At 59.1% G+C, this 21,071-nt stretch carries 21 protein-coding genes; 5 read left to right on the top strand and 16 right to left on the bottom strand.

The features are described 5' to 3' along the window. Positions 1-40: 40 nt before the first annotated feature. On the top strand, positions 41-1,213 hold the full coding sequence (locus tag CJF39_RS10570; protein ID WP_094993373.1) for an acyl-CoA dehydrogenase family protein: 1,173 nt from the start codon (positions 41-43) through the stop codon (positions 1,211-1,213). Next, positions 1,210-2,394 (top strand): acyl-CoA dehydrogenase family protein, encoded by a 1,185-nt coding sequence (locus tag CJF39_RS10565; RefSeq protein ID WP_094993372.1) that lies wholly within the window; start codon positions 1,210-1,212, stop codon positions 2,392-2,394. Before CJF39_RS10570 ends, CJF39_RS10565 begins: the two co-directional genes overlap by 4 nt. 9 nt (positions 2,395-2,403) lie before the next feature. Here CJF39_RS10565 and CJF39_RS10560 read toward each other — a convergent pair whose 3' ends face one another. The 3 genes from CJF39_RS10560 to CJF39_RS22825 all read right to left on the bottom strand — a co-directional run bounded on the left by CJF39_RS10560 (position 2,404) and on the right by CJF39_RS22825 (position 3,662). Further along, positions 2,404-2,601, bottom strand: a complete 198-nt coding sequence (locus CJF39_RS10560; RefSeq protein WP_094993371.1) for a hypothetical protein — start codon at positions 2,599-2,601, stop codon at positions 2,404-2,406. Then, on the bottom strand, positions 2,598-3,068 hold the full coding sequence (locus CJF39_RS10555; RefSeq protein ID WP_170942670.1) for a hypothetical protein: 471 nt from the start codon (positions 3,066-3,068) through the stop codon (positions 2,598-2,600). Before CJF39_RS10555 ends, CJF39_RS10560 begins: the two co-directional genes overlap by 4 nt. A 414-nt stretch (positions 3,069-3,482) precedes the next feature. Further along, positions 3,483-3,662: a hypothetical protein gene (locus tag CJF39_RS22825; RefSeq protein ID WP_141232180.1), complete on the bottom strand. Its 180-nt coding sequence runs from the start codon at positions 3,660-3,662 to the stop codon at positions 3,483-3,485. 205 nt (positions 3,663-3,867) lie between these two features. Here CJF39_RS22825 and CJF39_RS10550 point away from each other — a divergent pair, with 205 nt between their 5' ends. The 3 genes from CJF39_RS10550 to CJF39_RS10540 all read left to right on the top strand — a co-directional run bounded on the left by CJF39_RS10550 (position 3,868) and on the right by CJF39_RS10540 (position 4,911). Then, positions 3,868-4,098, top strand: a complete 231-nt coding sequence (locus tag CJF39_RS10550; RefSeq protein WP_047274826.1) for a hypothetical protein — start codon at positions 3,868-3,870, stop codon at positions 4,096-4,098. A 73-nt stretch (positions 4,099-4,171) separates the two neighbouring features. After that, entirely contained in the window at positions 4,172-4,570 is a 399-nt protein-coding gene (locus CJF39_RS10545) for a hypothetical protein (RefSeq protein ID WP_094993369.1), read from the top strand. Positions 4,571-4,668: 98 nt separating this feature from the next. Then, a complete protein-coding gene (locus CJF39_RS10540) occupies positions 4,669-4,911 on the top strand; it encodes a DUF2789 domain-containing protein (protein WP_094993368.1) in 243 nt (80 codons plus the stop codon). Here CJF39_RS10540 and CJF39_RS10535 read toward each other — a convergent pair. The 13 genes from CJF39_RS10535 to CJF39_RS10475 form a co-directional block, all read right to left on the bottom strand. After that, on the bottom strand, positions 4,902-5,111 hold the full coding sequence (locus CJF39_RS10535; RefSeq protein WP_094993367.1) for a hypothetical protein: 210 nt from the start codon (positions 5,109-5,111) through the stop codon (positions 4,902-4,904). The two genes, CJF39_RS10540 and CJF39_RS10535, sit on opposite strands and share 10 nt — an antisense overlap. Positions 5,112-5,237: 126 nt before the next feature. Then, the gene (locus CJF39_RS10530) at positions 5,238-6,584 is read right to left on the bottom strand and encodes a phospholipase effector Tle1 domain-containing protein (protein ID WP_094993366.1); all 1,347 of its coding nucleotides are present in this window, start codon (positions 6,582-6,584) and stop codon (positions 5,238-5,240) included. 197 nt (positions 6,585-6,781) lie between these two features. Beyond that, positions 6,782-7,186, bottom strand: a complete 405-nt coding sequence (locus tag CJF39_RS10525; protein ID WP_047274833.1) for a TraR/DksA family transcriptional regulator — start codon at positions 7,184-7,186, stop codon at positions 6,782-6,784. Between the two features lie 365 nt (positions 7,187-7,551). Then, a complete protein-coding gene (locus tag CJF39_RS10520; RefSeq protein WP_047274971.1) occupies positions 7,552-8,574 on the bottom strand; it encodes an ABC transporter permease in 1,023 nt (340 codons plus the stop codon). A gap of 62 nt (positions 8,575-8,636) precedes the next feature. After that, the gene (locus CJF39_RS10515) at positions 8,637-10,202 is read right to left on the bottom strand and encodes a sugar ABC transporter ATP-binding protein (protein WP_094993365.1); all 1,566 of its coding nucleotides are present in this window, start codon (positions 10,200-10,202) and stop codon (positions 8,637-8,639) included. A 93-nt stretch (positions 10,203-10,295) separates the two neighbouring features. Next, positions 10,296-11,225, bottom strand: coding sequence for a sugar ABC transporter substrate-binding protein (locus tag CJF39_RS10510; protein WP_094993364.1), 930 nt, complete (start codon positions 11,223-11,225; stop codon positions 10,296-10,298). 131 nt (positions 11,226-11,356) lie between these two features. Further along, complete coding sequence (locus CJF39_RS10505) at positions 11,357-12,385, bottom strand: Gfo/Idh/MocA family protein (protein WP_094993363.1); 1,029 nt, start codon at positions 12,383-12,385, stop codon at positions 11,357-11,359. A gap of 114 nt (positions 12,386-12,499) precedes the next feature. Beyond that, complete coding sequence (locus CJF39_RS10500) at positions 12,500-13,525, bottom strand: Gfo/Idh/MocA family oxidoreductase (protein ID WP_094993362.1); 1,026 nt, start codon at positions 13,523-13,525, stop codon at positions 12,500-12,502. A 38-nt stretch (positions 13,526-13,563) separates the two neighbouring features. After that, a complete protein-coding gene (iolD, locus tag CJF39_RS10495; protein ID WP_094993405.1) occupies positions 13,564-15,501 on the bottom strand; it encodes a 3D-(3,5/4)-trihydroxycyclohexane-1,2-dione acylhydrolase (decyclizing) in 1,938 nt (645 codons plus the stop codon). A 71-nt stretch (positions 15,502-15,572) separates the two neighbouring features. After that, positions 15,573-17,075 (bottom strand): CoA-acylating methylmalonate-semialdehyde dehydrogenase, encoded by a 1,503-nt coding sequence (locus tag CJF39_RS10490; protein ID WP_094993361.1) that lies wholly within the window; start codon positions 17,073-17,075, stop codon positions 15,573-15,575. 20 nt (positions 17,076-17,095) lie between these two features. After that, the gene (gene iolB / locus CJF39_RS10485) at positions 17,096-17,905 is read right to left on the bottom strand and encodes a 5-deoxy-glucuronate isomerase (RefSeq protein ID WP_094993360.1); all 810 of its coding nucleotides are present in this window, start codon (positions 17,903-17,905) and stop codon (positions 17,096-17,098) included. Continuing rightward, complete coding sequence (iolE, locus tag CJF39_RS10480) at positions 17,902-18,795, bottom strand: myo-inosose-2 dehydratase (RefSeq protein ID WP_094993359.1); 894 nt, start codon at positions 18,793-18,795, stop codon at positions 17,902-17,904. Before iolE ends, iolB begins: the two co-directional genes overlap by 4 nt. A gap of 49 nt (positions 18,796-18,844) precedes the next feature. Next, positions 18,845-20,782, bottom strand: a complete 1,938-nt coding sequence (locus CJF39_RS10475; protein WP_094993358.1) for a bifunctional 5-dehydro-2-deoxygluconokinase/5-dehydro-2-deoxyphosphogluconate aldolase — start codon at positions 20,780-20,782, stop codon at positions 18,845-18,847. Positions 20,783-21,071: the final 289 nt, after the last annotated feature.

The raw sequence follows: 21,071 nt of genomic DNA, 5'->3' as shown, positions 1-21,071 counted from the left end.
GCTGGCCGCCTCAATGCAATAATTAGGATAAGGAGCCGGTATGCAGCTTGCCCTGACAGATGAGCAGCGGATGATCCAACAGTCTGCGGAGCGCTTTCTGGCGCAGGTCGCCAGCTCCGATGCCGTACGCAGCGCCATGGCCAGTGAACGCGGTCAAGACCCACACACCTGGACGCAGATTGCGCAGGAACTCTATTGGCCAGCCCTGGCGATTCCAGAACTCTACGGTGGATTGGGATTAGGGTTTGCTGAGGTCTGTTTGTTGCAGGAACAACTGGGGCGCTGCCTGCTGCCCTCTGCGTTCTATGCCACTTGCTGCCTCGCGCTCCCCGCCTTGTTGCTGAGCCGTAACGAGGCACTCAAATCTCACTGGCTGCCGTTGATGGCAGCCGGCGAGATCACCGCCAGCCTGAGCTACACCAACACTCAACGCTGGGACGACAGCAGCATCGTGGTGTATGCCACGCCTCATAAAGGCGGCTACCAGCTCAGCGGCGAGTACCTGAATGTCATCGACGGCGCCGATTGCGACTTGTTGATCATTGCGGCCCGCACGCCGGGCAGCGTCGGGGAAGCCGGCATTCGCGTATTCGCCTTGCCTGCCGATACACCGGGGCTCATCAGAGAAACCTTGCCGACCCTGGATCAGACCCGTCGCCTGGCCCGCATCACCCTTGAAAACGTCGTATTAAGCGATGAGCAGCTACTCAGCGAACCCGGCCAGGGCTGGGCGCTGCTGCGCGACACCTTGCATTTTGCCTGCGTGGGCTTGGCGGCCGAACAAACCGGCGGCGCCCAACAGTCGCTCGACATGACGCTGGCGTACATCGCCGAACGTCAGCAATTCGGGCGAAGCATTGCCAGTTTTCAGGCCATCAAACACCGCTGCGCCGACCTGATGCTGGCCGTTGAATGCGCACGCTCGGCCAGTTACTACGCCGCGTGCATCGCTGATGCGTGCCTGAACATCGATGCAGACCCTCACGTGCGCGAGCAACTGGCTGAGGCCGCCGCCACGGCCAAAATTCACGCCAGCGAAGGTTTCTTTCAATGCGCGGGCGAGTCGATTCAATTGCATGGGGGGGTGGGATTCACATGGGAATACGACCCGCATTTGTACTTCAAGCGCGCGCGGGCCAGTGAACAATTGTGGGGATCACCCGCCTTCCATCGCGAGCAATTGGCCAGACAGATCTTCGGGGAGCAGGCATGAATATTGGCTTCAGCGCGAAAGACGAACAGTTTCGTCAACACGTGGCGCAGTGGATGCAACAGCACCTGAGCGGTGAATTCAGCATTCTGCGTTTTCGCGGCGGACCGGGCGATGAGGATTTTGCCCCGCAGTTGCGCAAACGCTGGGAGCAAGAGCTGGCCAAAGGCAGCTGGATTGGCGCCGGGTGGGCTACTGAACACGGCGGCCAGGGTTTGAGCATCAATCAGCAAGTGATCTTTTACGAAGAATATGCACGCGCTGGCGGCCCTGGGCGCATGGGGCATATCGGCGAAGGCCTGGTAGGGCCGACGCTGGCGGCCTTCGGCACAGCGGAGCAACAGCAGCGATTTTTACCACCGATTTTGGCCGGTCAACAGTTTTGGTGTCAGGGATACTCCGAGCCCGGCGCGGGCTCCGATCTGGCCAACATCAAGACCCGCGCCAGCTTCGACGCGCAGCGCAATGAATGGTTGATCAACGGGCAAAAAGTCTGGACATCGCTGGCCCATGAAGCCGACTGGTGTTTTGTGCTAGCGCGCACCGAGCCCGCCAGCCAGGGTCATCACGGTCTGTCGTTTTTGTTGGTGCCCATGGCCCAGACAGGCATCACGGTGCAACCCATCAAACAATTGACCGGCACCAGTGAATTCAACGAAGTGTTTTTTGATCAGGCGCACACGGGGGCAGACAACCTGATCGGTCAGCCCGGCGAAGGCTGGAAAATCGCCATGGCGCTATTGGGGTTCGAGCGCGGCGTCTCAACGCTGGGCCAGCAGATGCAGTTTCAAAATGAGTTGGACGAGGTGGTGCGCATTGCCAAGGCCAATGGTGCGGCGCAAGATCCGGTTCTGCGCCAGCGCATTGCGCAAGCCTGGAGCGGTTTGCGCGTGTTGCGCTACAACTCGTTGCGCATGTTGTCCGGCCCGCAGGACGGGAGCCTGCGCCCCGAAGCGACCATCTACAAATTGGCGTGGTCCACCTGGCACCTTGAACTGGGCAAGCTGGCCATGGACGTACTGGGGCCACAAGCCGAGCTGCTGGCTGGCGCGCCCTATGCGCTGACACGCCTGCAGTCGCTGTTTTTATTCACCCGCGCCGACACCATCTACGGCGGCAGCAACGAAATTCAGCGCAATATCATTGCCGAACGCGCCCTCGGGATGCCCAGGGAGCGACGCTGAACCTGCCAGTCAGGGTGCGTCCTGCAGCCGTGCCAGCTCGCGACGCACCATGCTTGCGTATTCTGCCGGGCGCAGCGTGTACAACTGCCCGGCGACCCACGTAAGCCAACCATTGCCCATCTCGGGCTGCCGGGCCAACAGTTCAACAGCCTTGGCCGTTGCCTGTTCTTGATGCTGGCGATGAAATTCGCCGCGTGGCACTGTCACTCTTTGCTGGCCTTGAAAGTCAATTCATCTTTGCGCCACTTCGCCACTTTGCCTATGACCAGCTTCAGGGGTTTGCTCAGGCCGGTGGCCGGTTTTTCATTGGCGGCGAACACCAGCATCACCCGCTGACCTTCCTTGAACACAATGCCTTCGCCTTGCGGCGAGCTGACATAGGCATAGTCGCCAATGCCATAAATGGTCATTTTGACATCGCGGAACTTGATCTCGAACTTCCCGCCTTCACGGCTGGCAAGTACCGCCGCAGTGAAATGATCGCCTACCTTCAACTTCAGGCCCGGTTTGTCATCGACGACCAATGCGGTTTCGGTATCGATTTCGGCCATGTAAAAAGTTTCAGCCGACTTCTCGGCGACATACACGAAACGGGATTGAAACAGTTTGACCAGACGCGCTCGCAGGTCACCCAACACAAACAACGCATGCATCTCTAGATTGCTGACTGCCAACGAAAAACCCTCGAAATATGAAGTTGTACTGCCAAAAAAGACAGGCAGCGAATAGCAAGCCTTAACTTGCCGATTTTGAAATCTGCGTTCAGCAAAACCTCCTGGACCACGGGTTCAGAAGTGACTGCAAGCCATCAGAGTGAAGGATTCCCGCCCCGACGCCACGCGCAATATGTACGGGCGTTTGTAGTACGTAGCCGCAGATTTAAACGACGAAACGGACTAGCGCAGTTAGGGGAGAAACCTGCTTTTAAAGACGTAATGTCTGACGCAGCGTTTTAAAAAAAAACCTTACAAATAGACGAACGCCGAAGGCCGACGTTTCAGTGCGTCCCAGCCTCGATACGAAAAACCTGTTGCTATGACAATTTAAACAAAGGAAGTCGTTCCATGGACAGATCAGATTTTCGTGCCTCACCCGTCAATGACGCTCATCGCACAGGCGACCCCGTTGACGGTGGGCCATTCTACCGGCTCCACACCGATTTTGGGTATACACAATCCCACCACTATCAAGTGATACCGATCAGTCACGGCTTTTTTCATGTGCGAGAAGCCCATACCGGCCAGATCAGGGGCTTTCGTTGCTCTCACCACGAAGCCTGCGCACTGGCAAGCCAGCTTGAAAGAACACAGCCCGGTTTACCGGGTTCAGCCCCTCTTTGAAAACATCGCTTTCGTCAGTTCAATGACTTAACTGCGCCACTGCCTGTCAACAACTGCCATACTCGCGCAACAATCGACCCGGCCCATGCCGCCGGGTCGACCTGGCTCCATTACCTCCAAGGGAAAGTGACACGTGACGGAATTTGATATTGGCGAATTTTTTATCCGCGGTGAAGCCAGAGAAGTTGATGGCGAGTTTCAGGCAGTGATTGTGATGCGTGCCAAACCCCCTCTCAAGACCATCACCTACCACCAGGTCGAGAAAGACCGCTGGTTCAAAACTGCCGATGTTGCTGAAGTCGCAGGCAAAGAAGCTGCAAAAGCCCTGAAGGAAGCCGTGGATGCGGGCGCCTTGAACGCCTGAGCCCCGCCCTTTCGCTCAAGAAGCGCAGCAGCAGGCCGATAGCCTGGGTGAGTAGTGTTTAAGGGCATCACTGATGATTAACTTGAATTCAGCCCCTCGCCTTGCTGACTATCGTGCGGTTCTGACGGAAGACTCCGTGGCACCTGCCGCAGCGCCCAGTCTGGTGCAGCACATGCTGCGTGCTGATACACAACGCCCGGATTCGTCCGGCGACAGCCCGATAGAAGCCTTGCAAAAGCGCATCAAACTGCTGAAGAAACGCCTTGAACAGCTTCAGCAGCAACTGCGCCAGGCCAATGCGCGGATGGCCGCTGTCAAAGCCGGGCGCTATCGCAATGATGAGGCACGCATGGCCGCCATCATGAAGGCGAAAAGCCAGGTAGTCTCGCTCAACAGTGCGGCCTCTGTTGCACTCAGCTCACTCTTCGAAGCCGAAAAAGCATTGATCGGCAGCGTTAATCTCGCCATTTGAAGCCATGGTCTACAGTGCTACACGCACATCGGGTCGAACTCTCAGGGTTCAACGGCCTCAGATACCGTGTACTCACTTAGTTGCCTCAGGAGATGAACATGGACGAGACACCCATCACGCTGGAAAACCTGTTCAACCAGCTCGGCCTGGATGCAGATAGAGCTTCCATCGAGCAATTCGTTGCAGACCATTTTTTGGCTGAAGACGTGAAGCTGGTCGAGGCGCCCTTCTGGTCAACGGCGCAAGCGAGTTTTCTGAAAGAGAAGCTGGATGAAGACGGTCCGTGGGCGCTAGCGGTCGACGAACTGAATGTACGCCTGCACGAATCGGTTCACGCCTGAAGGCGTATTCCCACAGGGTTGGCGCTTAACTGCGCCAACCAGGCTGACTGACACTCTTCGGCTTCAGCGCGCGTTGAAAACGCGGTCCCGCGTTGCTCTCCATTAACCAACACCACCCAGCAGGCTTTCTGTCCGGCGTCGCGCATGCCCTTGGGCACCCCGCTCCCAATCATTACGGCGATATCGACTTGATTACGCATGATGGCTACTCCACCTGATTAGTTAGTCTCCTAACGATGTCGGCCATCTTAGTGACTAAATGCCGCAGGAAAAAGCTATGCCACGCATAGCTGAATTGCATGAGCGGTAACAATACCGTCACACGCTCAGGCTAAAAGTGGATCGTGTTGATCGTAAACCAGACGCCCGCCGTCTTGAGGCAGGTTGAAAAATGCTTGATCGACTGCGCCAATCCCGTCACCAATTGCTGCATTCCAGTTCGCAGACTGGTGAATGTAGCGCTGGCGAAGCAACCGCTCGTCTTCATGGCTCAACGCTATGCGCCCGGTCATTACGTGCATCAGAAGCTTGTCTGCAATGGGCAGCAACGCTTCAGGCAATCGCGTATCGGACGTGTCTGACAGTGCCTTGAAAGGCACCCCTTGCTCACGGGCCAACGTGTGCATGACCCGTAAATACACCCGTGACAGATGCCCATACACACGCCGTCGCATATAAATCGCTGCCTGCACGCGCTGGAGCGGATCTTTGCGGGTGCCTAGCTGATGCGAGGCTGTGCGAATTTCCAGCAGGGCCTGAGGGTCCGTATCGTCCAGTAAATCCCGCGCCTGCCACAACGGCAACTCAGCTGCAGTGGCCTTCCAGGCCTGGGTGAGCATTGGCGAAGTGCCCGGGCTCACCAGGTTGGTTTTCCACCGCGTGAGTAAGACGTCTTCCAGCATCTCCAGGGGATAGCCTCCACCGACGTCCGCATGTACGCCCGGAACGGCGACGTCCATCGGCCACTGCGGGGCAATTCGACTGAGAGCAAAATTGCGCCGCACCTCATCCCGCGCACTGAGCTGCACCACGTGGCGAGCACTGTCCGGGCCCAGATACAGATTGAGCCCGGGGTTCACGTCATCACTGATATTGCCCACGTCTACCAGACCGCCCATGGCCGCCACTGTGTCAAATAGCCCGATGAAATTAATCTCGCAGGTGAATCCCGGGGCCAGTTCGAACAGCGTATCGAATCGGGTGGCATTCACCTCATTGGCAAAATGCCGCGCTGCCGCCGCCCCCCGGCTGAAGCCGAACAGATCCAGCTGCACACGCTGCAAGGCACGAGGCGGCAATACCTCAACAGCCTCCATCAGGCACTGCAACAGCCGTGCGTGCGCCTCTTTCGCCTTGCCCACTACACCGGTACTTCCACGGCCGTAGGTCTGCGCCGGAAAGCGTGTATCCGCCTTGCCGGTGGTGGTCCCGATACCGCTGATATAGAGCGACGTCATCCTGATGCCATCAGCCTCAAAGGCCGACTGCACGGGGTAGTGCCGGTAAAGAAGGGCAATATTGGTGGGGACGCTGGCATAGCTGCTAGTGGGGTCTACCGTCAGGCCTTGTGCCCGACGCGCCTGCCCCAACTCGCTGTTGTACTGGTTATTGGCCGTTCCATCAAAAAAGACACCGACCCGCAACACCCTTCCTGTGTTGCTGGAATGACTCATCACACCTGTGCCCCTCTAGTAAGTGGTCCTCGTGCACACTGCGCGAGCCAATATAAGGGTGCAAAAATGCGCCAGCCAGCTCAATGTTGGACGGATGTGTACGCAGGTGTCACAAGAAAATGCCGAGTGCCAGCCAGGACGGCTGCTTGGCCAATAGCGCTACCGGGGCCGCTTGGCGCGGCCCGGCGAGGTCAGGCTCAGGCCTGACGCTGATGCTTGTCGATTTGCTCGTGACGCTCTTGAGCTTCGATGCAGTACTTGGTGGTCGGGCTGATCAACAGGCGTTTGAGGCCAATGGCGTCACCGCTGTCGTCACACCAGCCAAAGCTGTCGTCCTTGATGCGCTCCAGCGCTTGTTCCAGCTGAGGCAGCATGCGCTGGTCACGGTCAATCGCGTTGACCAGCCAGGTACGCTCTTCTTCAACCGAAGCGGCGTCTGCAGGGTCGGCCGGGGTGTCCAGGCTCTCGATCGCGATGCGATTCTGCTCAATCCGCTCGTGGGTTTCGACCTTCATGTTTTGCAACAGCTCAGTGAAAAAAGCATGTTGCTCGGCATTCATGTAGTCATCCGCCGGCATGGCCAGCAACTTATCCTTTGTCATTGATTTCTCTATAAAAAATACGTGCATTAAGGCGAATTAGGGAGCGTCCTGACCGATCTTCATCCCAACCAGTTAGGTGCTATCTATTTCAAGCGCCACCCGGCACTCAATTTACGAGGGGCGGCAGTCTACGGCCGAGTTATCGACTCAGCAACTGAAATGACAGCAATTTGTCCAGCAAAACCTGGAAAAAGACGAAAAACATGTCACGCAGAGGCTAATGGAGTGCATTGACGGCAAGAAATTCAATGCACTCACTGAAATCGCCCCCTTTTAAAGCACAAAAACCTGACCCTCGCGTGCGTTATCGCCAACGAGGGTCAGGTTTAAGAGACGGCGATTGCCGGGGACGCTACACAGCCCTGTCAGCGCTTAAGTTTGCGCTTGTTGCGGTACTGGTCGATCACCACCGCCACGACGATGATTAAGCCCTTGATGATGTCCTGAATATAGGCATCGACCCCCACAAAGGTGAAGCCGCTGGCCATGACGCCCAAGATCAGCGCGCCAATCACGGTGCCGGTAATTCGCCCTACCCCGCCTGCCAGACTGGTGCCGCCAATCACGGCCGCCGCAATGGCGTCCAGCTCATAGGACATGCCCATGCCCGCCTGGCCCGTGGCCGCGCGTGCCGAGGCGACCACGCCCGCCAACCCCGCCAGCAACCCGGCAATGCTGTAGACGATGATCAAGTGACGCTTGACGTTGATACCCGAGGTGCGCGCCGCCTGCATGTTGCCGCCGATGGCATAGGTGTATTTGCCGTATTTGGTGTAACGCAGGGCAATGTGGAAGATCAGCGCCACCACCAGAAAGATGATCACCGGCATCGCGCCATGGCCGATGGCCGTGTAGGAATCAGACAGCATGCTGACCGGTTGGCCTTCGGTGTAATAGCGCGCCAGACCGCGGGCGGACACCATCATGCCCAAGGTTGCGATAAAGGGCGGTATGCCGGTAATGGCGATGATGCTGCCGTTAATGGCACCGGCCAGCAGCCCGACCCCGAGCCCGGCGACCACCGGGATCCACACAGGCAAGTCGGTCAGCGAAGGAAACACGGCCCGGCTGAAGTCCGAGGTTTGCGCCAGACTTGCGGCCACCATGGCCGACAAGGCCAGCACCGACCCCGAAGACAGGTCAATCCCGGTCGTGATGATGACTTGGGTCACGCCAATCGCCAGCAAACCAATCACTGACACTTGCAGGATCATCAGCACCAGGCGCTGGGAGTTCATCAAAAAGCTCTGGTCACGCACGATCCAGCCGAACAATTCGAATACCAGACCGATGCCGATCAGCACCAGGAAGATGCTCAGTTCAGTCGGAAAGCGGCGACGGGATTTACTGGGTGCCATGGCAGGTTTGTTATCAGTTATTGCGTTCATGGACATGTGCCCTCTCACTCTGCGGTACGACCGGCCCAGACGCGGCCGGCGTGCTGAAACGGTTAATGAATCGCCGTGATGCCGGAGGCCAGTTGCATGACACGCTCTTGAGTGGCGTCGGCCCGATCCAGCGTGCCCATTTGCTCACCTTCATGCATGACCATGACCCGGTCACTCATGCCCAGCACTTCAGGCAGCTCCGAAGAAATCATGATCACAGCCATGCCTTCACTGGCGAGCAATGAAATCAGCCGGTAAATCTCGACCTTGGCGCCTACGTCAATGCCACGGGTCGGTTCATCCAGAATCAACAGCCGCGGGTTGGTCATCAACCAGCGCGCCAGCAAGGCTTTTTGCTGGTTGCCTCCGGACAGGGTGTCGATGCACTGCTCAAGCGACGGGGTTTTGACCCGCAGCTTCTTGCACATGTCCTCGCACAACGCGCGCAGAGCTTTTTGCTGGATGAAACCGTTGCCGGCGTAATGCGGCAGGATCGCCATTTCCATGTTTTCCAACACGGAAAGGCAAGGAAACAGGCCCGTCAACTTACGGTCTTCGGTCAACAGCGCGAAGCCCTTTTCAATCGCCAGGTTGGGGCTGGTGATGCGCAGTGCCTGACCGTCAAGCTGAACCTCACCGCCATCACTCGGGGTGATACCAAACAGGGTTTCGGCGATGTTGGTGCGGCCCGAGCCCATCAGCCCGGCGATCCCCAGGATCTCCCCGGCATGCAGATCGAACGACACACCGTCAAACACCCCGTCCAGACGCAAGTCACGCACTGACAACAGCAACTCCCCCAGCGGGTTTTCCCGCACCGGGAACAATTGCGTCAGCTCGCGGCCTACCATCATTGAAATCAGGCTGTCGCTGTCCATGCTGTCGGCACGTTGCAGGCCGATGTAGGCGCCGTCACGGAACACCGCCACTTCATCGGCGATGGCGAACACTTCGTTCATTTTGTGGGTGATGTAAATGATGCCTTTGCCCTGCGCCTTGAGGTCGGCAATGATCGAAAACAGGTGGTCGACTTCTTTATCGGTAATGGCCGAGGTCGGTTCATCCATGATCAGAATGTCCGAGTCATAGGACACCGCCTTGGCGATTTCAACCATCTGGCGCTCGGCAATGCTCAGGTGGCCGACCAGCTCCTGCGGATCAAGGTTAATGCGCAAGCGCTCCAGCAGTTGCGCAGTGCAACGGTACATTTGGCGGTGATCGATCATGCGCAGACTGTTCAGCTGTTCGCGGCCGATCCAGATGTTTTCAGCGATGCTCATGTGCGGCATCAGGTTGAGCTCCTGATGAATCATGGCAATCCCGGCCTGCAAGGCCGCCAGCGGCCCATTGAAGGAGACGGGTTGGCCACGCAAGCGCAACTCCCCTGCGTCGGGCTGGTAGATACCGGCGATGATTTTCATTAGGGTGGACTTGCCGGCGCCGTTCTCGCCCATCAGCGCCAACACTGAGCCGGGGCGCACGCGCAGCTGCACGTCATCCAGGGCAATCACACCAGGGAAGCCCTTGCTGACACTCACCACTTCCAACAGGTAGGGCGCATCCTGCGCGGTGGCGTCAGGGGCAGACGCCACGGGCGGGGTCCTTGAAACAGTCGCTGACGCGAGCATAGCCAGTACTCCTCAGGCGCCCCGGTCTGTGCCGGGACAGCGGGCGAGGCCTGAGCCTCACCGCTTATTGTTGTTGTGGGGTTGAGTTGACGACTACTTTTTATACTGGTTGACGTTGTCTAGGGTGATCCGTTGGAACGGCACCCAGACCGCTTGCTCGTAGGGCTCCTTTTTGATCATTTTCAGCGCCGTCTCGACTGAGCCGTTGGCCTGCCCGGTGGCGTCCTGGAATACCGAGAGGGTTAAATTGCCCTTCTCGACCGCCCGCACACCGTCTTCAGTACCGTCGACGCCCGCAATCAAGACCTTGCCTTGCGCAACGCCTGCCTGCTTGAGCGCCATCGCGGCACCGATGGCCATTTCGTCATTGTTGGAGACTACGGCATCGAACGCCTGGCCCTGGGTGATCCAGTCATTGGTCAGGGTCATGGCTTTGTCCCGTAACCAGGCGCCGGTCTGCTCCTGAGCGATTTTGATATCGGGGTACTTGGTCAGTACCTCTTTCACACCCTTGGTGCGGTTAGTGGTGGAGTTGTTGGCCAGATCGCCGAGCAGAATCACAATATTGCCCTTGCCGCCCATCTTCTCGGCCAGGTACTGCATCTGCATGCGCCCGGCTTCAAGGTCATCGGAAGCCACTGTGGCTACGCCCTGCGGCAGGTCGGGGTTGTCGGGACGGCGGTTGACGTACACCAGCGGGATCCCTGCCGCGACGGCGGCGTTGGTAATACGGTTGGTAGTCGCCGTGTCCACCGGGTTGACGATGATCGCGTCGACCTTTTGGCTGATAAAGTTTTCGACCTGACTCAGTTGCTTGACCACGTCTGCACGGGCGTCTTCAAACTGCAACTTGACCCCTTCGGGGTAGGTTTTGGCTTTGTCGTTCATCGACTCGCGCAGGTACGTCAGGTAAGTGTCATCGAACTGCGACATGCTCACGCCAATGTTGACATCGGCCAGGGCCGCGCCGCTGGCGAAGAGGATCGAGAGGGCAAGGGATGCGATACGTAAGCTGGGTTTCATTTGGGGCAGTCTCCACATTCTTGTTGATTTTATAGATGCGGTACTTGGTGGCGCTAAGCTGAAATTGACTCTATTGGAAAATAATTTCTACATCAACTGATTTTAGAATTTATAGCGTTCTATTTTCTATTTTAACCCTCAGCCAACGTCACAACTTCGCCCAGCTGCGCACCGCGTCGCGCAGCATCCAGCACCTGCAACGCTTGCACGGCTTCCAGCGGTAACACCGGTACAGGCCCTTGCCCTTGTACGGCCGCGATCATTTGCCGATAGAACTGATCCCAGCCCCCATGCTCGGACGGCACCCTTTCCCGCTCCTCGCCCTGTTCAAACCACCCCCAGCGTCGATGTTCTTCAGCCCCCCAGTGATCCCCTTCGCTTTTGGGGGTGCGACCTGCGAGCAACGCCGCTTCTTGCCCGTCCAGTCCTTCAACGCTGTAACAACCCGAAGTACCGCTCACCCGAAAACGCGGGCGCGGGCTGTTTTGCAGGACGCTGGCGCCGAGGTGGGAAACCACGCCATTGCGATGGGTCAATGCCATAAAGAAGCTGTGGTCAACGTCCGGGGCTTGAGGGCTGCTCGCCATCTCGGCGTACACCGACCTCACCGGGCCAAACAGTTGCAGCGCTTGATCCACGAGATGACTGCCCAAATCGCGCAGCACACCGCCGCCGCTGGTAGTGCCTGCCGACGCAGGCGCATACCGCTCGATGAATGACTCCAGGCGCGTGACCGTCCCCAATGCCCCGGCATCAATCAGCTTGCGCACGGTCAGAAAGTCCGAATCCCAGCGCCGGTTTTGATACACACTCAGCAACACGTTTTGACGCTCTGCAGCGTCCATCAGCTGTTGCCCTTGCACAGTGTCGGCAGCGAATGGTTTGTCACTCACGACCGCAATGCCCAGCTCGATGGCTTGCATCACCACCTCGGCTCGCCCGTGCAGCGACGTGCTGATCACCAACAGGTCAACCCCGGCCTCTGCCAGTTGCGCCAGGCTGTCAAAGGGCCTGACTGCGGGGTAATCGTTGGCCAGTAATTGACGGCGCTCTGCTGAGCGCGTGACCACACCCGCGAAGGTCACGCCGGGCAGACTGGCGATCAACGGCGCATGAAAAAAGCGGCCACCCTGGCCAAATCCGACCAGTCCAATGCGCATGGCAATACTCCTTGATAGATCTGTGATCGGATTTGAGCAGCGCAAGGATGAGGGAAAGCTAGCAGCCTCACGCTACTCGGCAGCGACTACGCAGGGGGGGACAATAAAGAGGCGTCAGCCGTAAAAGCGCGGACGTTGCGGCAGTTCAACCTTTACGATTGCCCCGCTCTGCTGCGCTTCGATGCAGGCATCGGCTGCCACGGCGGCGGCAAAACCGTCCCATGCCGAAGGGCCACCAACGTGCCCGGCACGCACGCCGTCAATAAAGGCTTGCAGCTCGACGTCATAGGCCGCGATGAAGCGATCTTTCCAATCCATCAGAATCGCATTCGACAGTTTGGCCTCACTGCGCAGCTGCACTTGCGACGGCTCCGGGAGTTTGGCAATACCGGTTTCACCCACCACTTCGCATTGAATGTCATAGCCGTATTGGCAGTTCACGAATACTTCCACATCGATGCGCGTGCCTTTGGCGGTTTCCAGTAGCACCACTTGCGGGTCCCGCAGGTGCGCCAACGCTTTGCTGGTTTTGCGCGGGAAGACCACTTGTACCGACACATAATCGTCGTCGAGCAACCAGCGCAACACGTCCAGCTCATGGATCAAAGTATCCGTGATGGCCATGTCAGTTTTGTAGTTCTCACCCACTCGCGGGTTGCGGTGAGCACAATGGAGCATCAGCGGCTCGCCGATCTGGCCGCTGTCGATGACGGCCTTGAGCGCCTGATAACCCGCGTCGTACGGGCGCATGAAACCGACTTGCACCAACCGTGTGCCATGGGCGATTTCCGCGTCGACGATGTTGCGACAACCGGCCGCCGTTACTGCCAGCGGCTTTTCGCAAAACACCGGTTTGCCGGCCTGGATAGCCGCCAGCACATATTCTTCATGGCTCGGCCCCCAAGACGTGACCAGCACGGCCTGGACCTCAGCCGCCTGAATCAGCGCGTGCGCGTCCGGGTACACCTCGGCGCTTATGCCCAGCTCGGCAACCACCTGCGCCGCCTGTTGCAGGTTGATGTCCGTGACCGCCACCACCTGACTGCCGAGCAAGGTCTGGCTGCAACGACGAATATGATCACGGCCAATCGCGCCGGTCCCGATTACGCCCAACTTCAAGGCTTGAGTGTTCAACGACATGTGCAGACTCCTGTTGGATTTATAAGAGAGCGTTGCAATCAGTACTGCCGCACGTGGGCGAGCTGACGGTTTAGGTGCTTCGCGGCTTCGGCCGTGCGTGCGCTGGTGGACACTTGCGCCACGCCCACACGCCACCACGACAGGTAGCCGTGGATCATGGTTTTGGGAAGCACTTTGATATCAATGAGGGTGGACACCGTCTGCTGCCGGGCATCGGCCAGCGCCGCATGAAGTTGCTCAAGGGTGCTGACTTTATAGGTTTTGCAGCCGTAAGCCGCTGCACTCATGGCAAAGTCCACCGGTACCAGGCCGCCGTCCAGCTTGCCGGTCTCAGGGTTACGGAAACGGAACTCAGTGCCGAAGCTGTCCATGCCGTTGCCCATCTGCAAGTTGTTGATGCAGCCGAATGCCATGTTGTCGAGCAGCACCACGTTGATTTTCTGGCGCTCCTGAATCGAAGTGGCTAACTCGGAGTGCAGCATCATGTAGGAACCATCACCCACCAACGCATAGACCTCGCGCGCAGGCTCGGCCAGCTTGACCCCCAATGCGGCGTTGACTTCATAGCCCATGCACGAGTAGCCGTACTCCACGTGGTAAGTGTTCACGCCCTTGCTGCGCCAGGCCCGTTGTAGATCCCCGGGCAGGCTGCCTGCGGCCGCGACGATCACAGCGCTGTCGTCGAGGCTGTGATTGAGTACGCCCAACACCTGGCTTTGGGTCAGGCACGAACCGGTCAGCTCGATAAACTCACGCAGCACGGCGGGGTCCATGTGGTCACTGATTTCGGGCGTGAAGTCCGGCTGTTGGTAGTCGACCTGAAATACACGGTCCACTTCAGCCTCCAGTTGTGCCCTGGCCTGATGCGGTGCGTCACCCCATTGCGCGTGGTAGCCGCTGGCCGCCAAGCATTCACTCAGCCCTTGCAGCCCCGCCAGGGCATCGGCAACCAGTTGCACGCCATCAAGCTTGAGCGCGTCACAGGGGCTGACGTTGAGGTTCAGAAATTCGACTTCCGGGTGCTTGAACAACGATTTGGACGACGTGGTGAAATCGGTATAGCGGGTGCCGATGCCGATAATCAGGTCCGCCTGCGGCGCCAGTAGGTTGGCCGCCAAGCACCCGGTTTCACCGATACCGCCCATGTTCAGCGGGTGCGCTGACACGATGGCACTTTTACCAGCCTGCGTTTCTGCGAACGGAATCCCGAAGCGTTCGGCAAACGCCTGCAACGCGGCATTGGCGCCTGCGTATTTAACGCCGCCGCCACAGATGATCAGCGGCGTGCGCTTGCGCTGCACAATCGCCTGCGCATCGGCCAGCATCGCTACCGTCGGCACGCGTCGATCAATACGGTGCACGCGTTTTTGCAGAAAGTAATCCGGGTAATCGTAGGCTTCAGCCTGAACGTCCTGCGGCAGGGCCAGGGTCACGGCACCCGTCTCGGCGGGATCGGTCAGCACACGCATCGCATGGAGAGCGGCGCTCATCAACTGTTCCGGGCGGTTGATGCGGTCCCAGTATTTGCTCACGGCTTTAAAGGCATCGTTGGTGCTGATGCTCAAGTCATGGAACTGCTCGATCTGTTGTAAAACCGGGTCGGGCTGGCGACTGGCGTACACATCCCCCGGCAACAGCAACAGCGGGATACGGTTGGCAGTGGCCGTGGCGGCGGCCGTCAGCATGTTGGCCGCGCCGGGGCCGACCGACGCGGTGCAGGCGTAGATTTTGCGCCGCAGGTGTTGCTTGGCAAACCCGATGGCCGCGTGGGCCATGCCCTGTTCGTTACGGCCTTGATGCACCACCAGGCTGCCGCTGTCTTGTTCCAGCGCCTGCCCGAGGCCCAGCACGTTGCCGTGGCCAAAAATCGTAAACACCCCGGCCACAAATTTGCTCTCGACCCCGTCCACTTCGACGTACTGGTTATCGAGAAACTTGACCAGCGCCTGGGCCATGGTCAGTCGTGTTGTCGTCATGTCTGCACCCTTGAAATTGCACAGCAGCTGCGGCAACCGGCGGTCCGGTTGCGCAGCGTTGTGAGCGATGATTATTTGGCCGTTGGCATGCTGAATTCAGGGCCTTTGGCGATGCTGTCAGGCCAGCGTTGCATCACGCTTTTGTAACGGCTGTAGAAACGAATGCCTTCTTCGCCATACGCATGATGATCGCCAAACAGCGAGCGCTTCCAGCCGCCGAACGAGTGCCAGGCCATGGGCACCGGAATGGGCACGTTAATCCCCACCATGCCGACCTTGATCGTGCGTGCAAACGCCCGCGCCACGCCGCCATCGCTGGTAAAGCAGGACACACCGTTGCCAAACTCATGAGCATTGATCAACGCCACCGCACTCGCGAAGTCCGGTACGCGAACGATGCCGAGCACCGGGCCGAAAATTTCCTGCTGATAAATGCTCATGTCGGGCGTCACCTGGTCGAACAGCGTGGCGCCGACGAAAAAGCCCTGCTCGGCACCCGGCACCTTGAGCTCACGACCATCGACGATGAGCTGTGCGCCTTGGGCCACGCCCTGATCGATAAAGCCGATCACCTTGGCCCGGTGCTCCGCCGTCACCAGCGGGCCCATTTCGCTGTCGGGCTGAAGGCCGTTGCCGACTTTGAGCCGGTCGATGCGCGGCAACAGTTTCTCGATCAACTGATCGGCCACATCACCGACTGCGACGGCAATCGAGATCGCCATGCAGCGCTCCCCGGCCGAGCCATAGGCAGCTCCCATTAATGCGTCTGCCGCTTGATCGAGGTCGGCATCGGGCATCACGATCATGTGGTTTTTGGCCCCGCCCAGCGCTTGAACCCGCTTGCCGCGCGCTGTCCCTTGCTGATAGATGTACTCGGCAATGGGGGTTGAGCCGACAAAAGAAATGGCTTCAACGTCCGGGTGTTGCAACAGTGCATCGACTGCGGCTTTGTCCCCTTGCACAACGTTGAACACGCCGTCCGGCAGGCCGGCTTCGGTCAGCAGACGTGCCATCAACAGACTGGCGGACGGGTCGCGCTCCGAGGGCTTGAGGATAAAACAGTTGCCGGTCACCAATGCCAGCGGAATCATCCACAACGGCACCATCACCGGGAAGTTGAACGGCGTTACACCTGCACAGACGCCCAGTGGCTGGCGCAGGTTCCAGTTGTCGATACCGCCGCCGATGTTGTCGCTGAAATCGGTTTTGAGCAGTGTCGGCGCGCCACAGGCGTACTCGACGATTTCGATCCCGCGGGTGACTTCACCCTTGGCGTCGGAGAAGACTTTGCCGTGTTCACGGCAGATGATTTGCGCCAGTTCGTCGTGATGCTCGTCCAGCAGTTGCTTGAACTTGAACATCACCCGGGCGCGGCGCAGTGATGACTGTTCCGACCACGCCGGGAACGCCTTGAGGGCGGACGCGACAGCGTCATCGACGGTGCGCTGGGTGGCAAGGGCCACACGCGCCTGCACGCTGCCCGTCGCCGGGTTGAAGACATCACTGAAGCGTTCGCTGCCAGCATCCTGAACGTGGCCGTCAAGGTAGTGGCCAATCACCGGGGTCGTGCTCATGCGTAGTGTTCTCCTAAAAGTTAAAGGTCCATCAGCCAGCTGTGTTGCGGGTCATTGTGGAATTGCCAGACCCGCTTGGGCCCTGCCATCACGTTCAAGTAATACGACTCATAGCCATAAGGCACGCTGACCGGGTGATAGCCCTTGGGCACCACCACCAGGTCGCTGTTCTCTACGGCCATTGCCTGATCGAGGCTGCGGTCATCGGTGTAGACCCGTTGAAACACAAAGCCCTGCGGTGGATTGATCTGGTGGTAATAGGTTTCTTCGAGAAAGCTCTGGTGCGGCAAGTCGTCGGTGTCGTGCTTGTGCGGCGGGTAGCTGGAGGAGTGTCCGGACGGCGTGCGCACCTCCACCACCAGCAGCGAATGGGCAGGCTCGGTGTCGGGCAGGATGTCGCACACATAGCGGGTATTGGCGCCCTTGCCGCGCACACTGCGTTTCATGCTCTGCGGGGTAATCAGCCGAGGCCCAAGCCCGGCCGTGCTGGCACCGGGGGCGGCGCAGACGGCGATATGGACCTCGTTAAGCGCGTGCACCTGCGCCTGACTGCCGGGTGGTAGATAAACAGCAAAGGGCGATTTGTCCTCAAACACCGACTCACGATCGCCAATACCCTCCCACTGAAACACGCCCTGCCCGGGCGCTTCACCGGAAACGTTCGCCCGCCCGCTGAGCAACACCAGGCACAGCTCTTGCTGCCCGGCCGTCACCGGCAAGGTCTCGCCCGCGTGCAGCCGATAAGCACTGAACCCCACATACTCCAGCGCACCGGAGGGCAGCTGCACCAGGGGCTGGCCCGTTTTCTGGCGTTTAATCAGTAAATTCATGCCAGCACCCTCTCGTCCAGCAGCGCGCGCAAGGTTTGAAACCCTTTTTGCGCGTAGGCAAAACTGGGCGCCACGGCCGGGTCCTGTTCGGCTTCTACCACCAGCCAGCCGTGGTAGTCGGCGGCCAGCAGGACGTCCAACAACTCGCCAAAATCAATGTCGCCGTCCCCCGGCACCGTGAACGTGCCGTTGATGATGCAATCGGGGAAGCTCCACAGGTTGTTGCGCGCCAGTTGCACCACAGGCTTGCGCACGTCCTTGAAATGCACGTGGCAGACACGGTCAATGTGCGTGCGCAACACCTCGACCGGCTCACCGCCGCCCATGTAGCAGTGGCCGGCGTCGAACAGCAGGCCGACTTCAGGCCCGGTCAGGCGCATCAGGGTATCGATGTCCGCAGGGGACTCGACGTAAGCGCCCATATGATGGTGATACGCCAGGCGGATGCCGTGCGACAGGGTGTAGCGCGCCAGTTCATTGAGCTTGTCGGCATAGTCCTGCCAGGCCCGTTCGGTATAAAAACGCGGGCGTTCAACCAAGGGAATGCGCTGGCCCTGAATCGAGTCGGCCACTTCGCCGTACACCAGCACCTTGGCGCCGTTTTGCGCCAACAGCTGCACGTGGCTGGCAATGGCGTCGATTTCTTCGGCGGCCGAACGTTGTGCCAGACGGCTGGAGTACCAGCCCGACACCAGGGCCAGGTCGTAAGGGCGCAGGACATCAGCGACGCCCTGAGCACTCTTGGGGAACTTGCCGTTGAGTTCAAACCCTTCATAGCCGATCTGCTTGCCTTCACTCAGCGCGGTGCTGAGGGGTGTCTCACCGCCCAGCGAGGGCAGGTCATCGTTGCTCCATGAAATCGGGTTGATGCCAATACGGATAGCGGGCATGGCTGCACCTATTATTGTTTTGGAAGGTTTGCGGGGCGTCGCGGCCGGATCAGCTGCGGGCCGTTCGCCACGCGTCGATCAGTTGCACAAAAGTGCCCTGTACCTGCTCGATCAGCGTCGCGTCGTCGATTTCACCGGCCAGCCATGCGCGGCCCGGTTCCTGGAAAATCGTGCGCCCCACCGCGAAACCACGGCACGTGGTGCTCCGGGATGCCTGGCGAAAGCCTTCGGCCAGCGCACTGGCAGGCGCGTTCAGGCCCAGAAGCACAACACCGCGGCAATACGGATCACGCGCTTGGATCAAAGCATCCAGTTGCTGCCAGACCTCGGCCGGTTGGGCTTCGATTTTCCACCACGCCGGGTAAATGCCCAGGTTGTACAAGCGCTTGATGGCGCGGTAGAGCACATCCGGGTGGGTAGAAGGGTGATCCTTGGGCGGGATGATTTCCAGCAGCAGCTCATGGCCGCTGGCCAGCGAAGCCTGATACAACCCCTTGATTTGCGCTTCCTGTTCCAGCCGCAGCAAAGGCTCATCGTCCGGATGGAACTGCACCAGGCATTTGATGATTTGTTCGTGCGGCCAGGCGATGAGGTTGCTGCCAATGGAGCGCCCGTGTTCAAAAGCCAGCGGTCGCGAACCCTGCACCTCCACCGGACGGGCAATCCACCAGCCACGGCCGCTGGCGGCATTCAACGCGTCCTGGCCAAACCGTTGATCGGCCAGCAGGCCCACATCGGCTTCGATGCCCTGGCGCCGCAAATCGGTTTCAACACGCTCGACCGCCTGGATGAACAGCTGCTTCAAGGCGCATATGCTGTTCGGGTCACGGCCGTACTGCTGCGCTATTTCCAGCAGTTGCCAGCGATGATCGAAGGCAAACACAAACAGCTGTTTCCATTGCTTGCGAGGGACGCTGACTTGATGCAGACGTTGCAGCGCAGTGTCCTGATCCGGCCGGGTGATGGGCACCGGGCTGTTAAACAGGTAGTCGAGTTCAGCCCGGGTGGGCATGGCGGGCGCGCAAGCATGCCGTGACACCACCAGGCCTCCGCAGGCATTGGCTAACTGGCAGCAACGCTCGTCACTGGCGTCTTCCAGCCAACCACTGAGAAAGCCCGACATGAAGGCATCCCCTGCCCCGAGTACGTTGAGGACTTCAACGCGCACACCGGGGTAAATGGCGCCGTCTTCCAGGCGGGCCGGGATCTGGCCATGAATCACCGTGCAACCTTGCGGCCCCAGCTTGACCACCAACGTGGCGTCGGTCAGCGAACGCACCTTACGCAAGGCCGCCAGCAAATCCGTGCCGCCCCCCGCGATCAAAAATTCTTCTTCGGTGCCGACGATCAGGTCGAAACGCGGCAGGATCGATTGCACGTGGGCGCTGACTTTCTCGTCAGCGACAAAGCGCGTTTCCCCGTCAGCCTTGCCGGCCAGCCCCCACAACACCGGGCGATAGTCGATGTCCAGCACCCGTTTGACGTTGTGCTGCGCGGCGTAATCCAGGGCCTGAATGCTGGCCTGATACACGCCCTCGGTAGAAAAATGGGTCCCGGTAATCAGCAGCGCTTTGCTTGAGGCAATAAAGGCCGGGTCGATGTCGTCGGCGCGCAGTGCCATGTCGGCGCAGTTTTCGCGGTAGAACACCAGGGGAAAGGTTTCGCGGTCTTTCAGGCCCAGCAATACCAGCGCCGTCAGACGCTGCGGGTCAACCGTGATGCCGCTGACGTCACAGCCTTCACGGGCCAGCGACTCCAGCAGGAAACGCCCCATATGATCGTCCCCGACGCGGCTCAGCATGGCCGAACGCAAGCCCAGCCGTGCCGTACCGAACGCAATGTTGGCCGAAGAGCCGCCGAGGTATTTGGCAAAGCTGCTGACATCTTCCAGCCGCGCCCCGACTTGTTGCGAGTAAAGGTCGACGCCCAAACGGCCCAGGCAGATCACATCCAAATCACGGCCTGCGGCAAAACGAGTCTGTCCCATGGTGGCTCCTGTTATTTTTATCAGCCTGCACGTGGCACCCGTCAGGGCCCAAGCGCTGTAAGTGGGATGAAGACTAAAACGTCACAGCGCAATAAACAATATTTATTCCATAATTTTTTAATGTAGAATTTTTGTTCCATATTGCATGCGCCGCGATGATTTTCCCGCGTGCATCGATTCAGCCCACGCTGGATTGATCGGCTGGTCAGGATTTTATTTGCACCTACCCTGTAGACTGCGCAGCTAAAAAACCTGCCCCCGTGACCACCCAGCGCCATTGATAAGGACA

It is taken from the genome of Pseudomonas lundensis (assembly GCF_002269125.1).
Taxonomy (GTDB): Bacteria; Pseudomonadota; Gammaproteobacteria; order Pseudomonadales; family Pseudomonadaceae; genus Aquipseudomonas; species Aquipseudomonas lundensis_A.
The sequence above is the reverse complement of the archived record's forward strand: the minus strand, read 5'-3'. Positions and strand labels throughout refer to the sequence as shown.

What these genes read in the sequence shown, in the direction of transcription:
- CJF39_RS10570 (WP_094993373.1), top strand. Translation starts at nt 41, where the DNA reads ATGCAGCTTGCCCTGACAGATGAGCAGCGGATGATCCAACAGTCTGCG.
- CJF39_RS10565 (WP_094993372.1), top strand. Translation starts at nt 1,210, where the DNA reads ATGAATATTGGCTTCAGCGCGAAAGACGAACAGTTTCGTCAACACGTG.
- CJF39_RS10545 (WP_094993369.1), top strand. Translation starts at nt 4,172, where the DNA reads ATGATTAACTTGAATTCAGCCCCTCGCCTTGCTGACTATCGTGCGGTT.
- CJF39_RS10540 (WP_094993368.1), top strand. Translation starts at nt 4,669, where the DNA reads ATGGACGAGACACCCATCACGCTGGAAAACCTGTTCAACCAGCTCGGC.
- CJF39_RS10535 (WP_094993367.1), bottom strand. Translation starts at nt 5,111, where the DNA reads ATGCGTAATCAAGTCGATATCGCCGTAATGATTGGGAGCGGGGTGCCC.
- CJF39_RS10530 (WP_094993366.1), bottom strand. Translation starts at nt 6,584, where the DNA reads ATGAGTCATTCCAGCAACACAGGAAGGGTGTTGCGGGTCGGTGTCTTT.
- CJF39_RS10525 (WP_047274833.1), bottom strand. Translation starts at nt 7,186, where the DNA reads ATGACAAAGGATAAGTTGCTGGCCATGCCGGCGGATGACTACATGAAT.
- CJF39_RS10520 (WP_047274971.1), bottom strand. Translation starts at nt 8,574, where the DNA reads ATGAACGCAATAACTGATAACAAACCTGCCATGGCACCCAGTAAATCC.
- CJF39_RS10515 (WP_094993365.1), bottom strand. Translation starts at nt 10,202, where the DNA reads ATGCTCGCGTCAGCGACTGTTTCAAGGACCCCGCCCGTGGCGTCTGCC.
- CJF39_RS10510 (WP_094993364.1), bottom strand. Translation starts at nt 11,225, where the DNA reads ATGAAACCCAGCTTACGTATCGCATCCCTTGCCCTCTCGATCCTCTTC.
- CJF39_RS10505 (WP_094993363.1), bottom strand. Translation starts at nt 12,385, where the DNA reads ATGCGCATTGGACTGGTCGGATTTGGCCAGGGTGGCCGCTTTTTTCAT.
- CJF39_RS10500 (WP_094993362.1), bottom strand. Translation starts at nt 13,525, where the DNA reads ATGTCGTTGAACACTCAAGCCTTGAAGTTGGGCGTAATCGGGACCGGC.
- iolD (WP_094993405.1), bottom strand. Translation starts at nt 15,501, where the DNA reads ATGACGACAACACGACTGACCATGGCCCAGGCGCTGGTCAAGTTTCTC.
- CJF39_RS10490 (WP_094993361.1), bottom strand. Translation starts at nt 17,075, where the DNA reads ATGAGCACGACCCCGGTGATTGGCCACTACCTTGACGGCCACGTTCAG.
- iolB (WP_094993360.1), bottom strand. Translation starts at nt 17,905, where the DNA reads ATGAATTTACTGATTAAACGCCAGAAAACGGGCCAGCCCCTGGTGCAG.
- iolE (WP_094993359.1), bottom strand. Translation starts at nt 18,795, where the DNA reads ATGCCCGCTATCCGTATTGGCATCAACCCGATTTCATGGAGCAACGAT.
- CJF39_RS10475 (WP_094993358.1), bottom strand. Translation starts at nt 20,782, where the DNA reads ATGGGACAGACTCGTTTTGCCGCAGGCCGTGATTTGGATGTGATCTGC.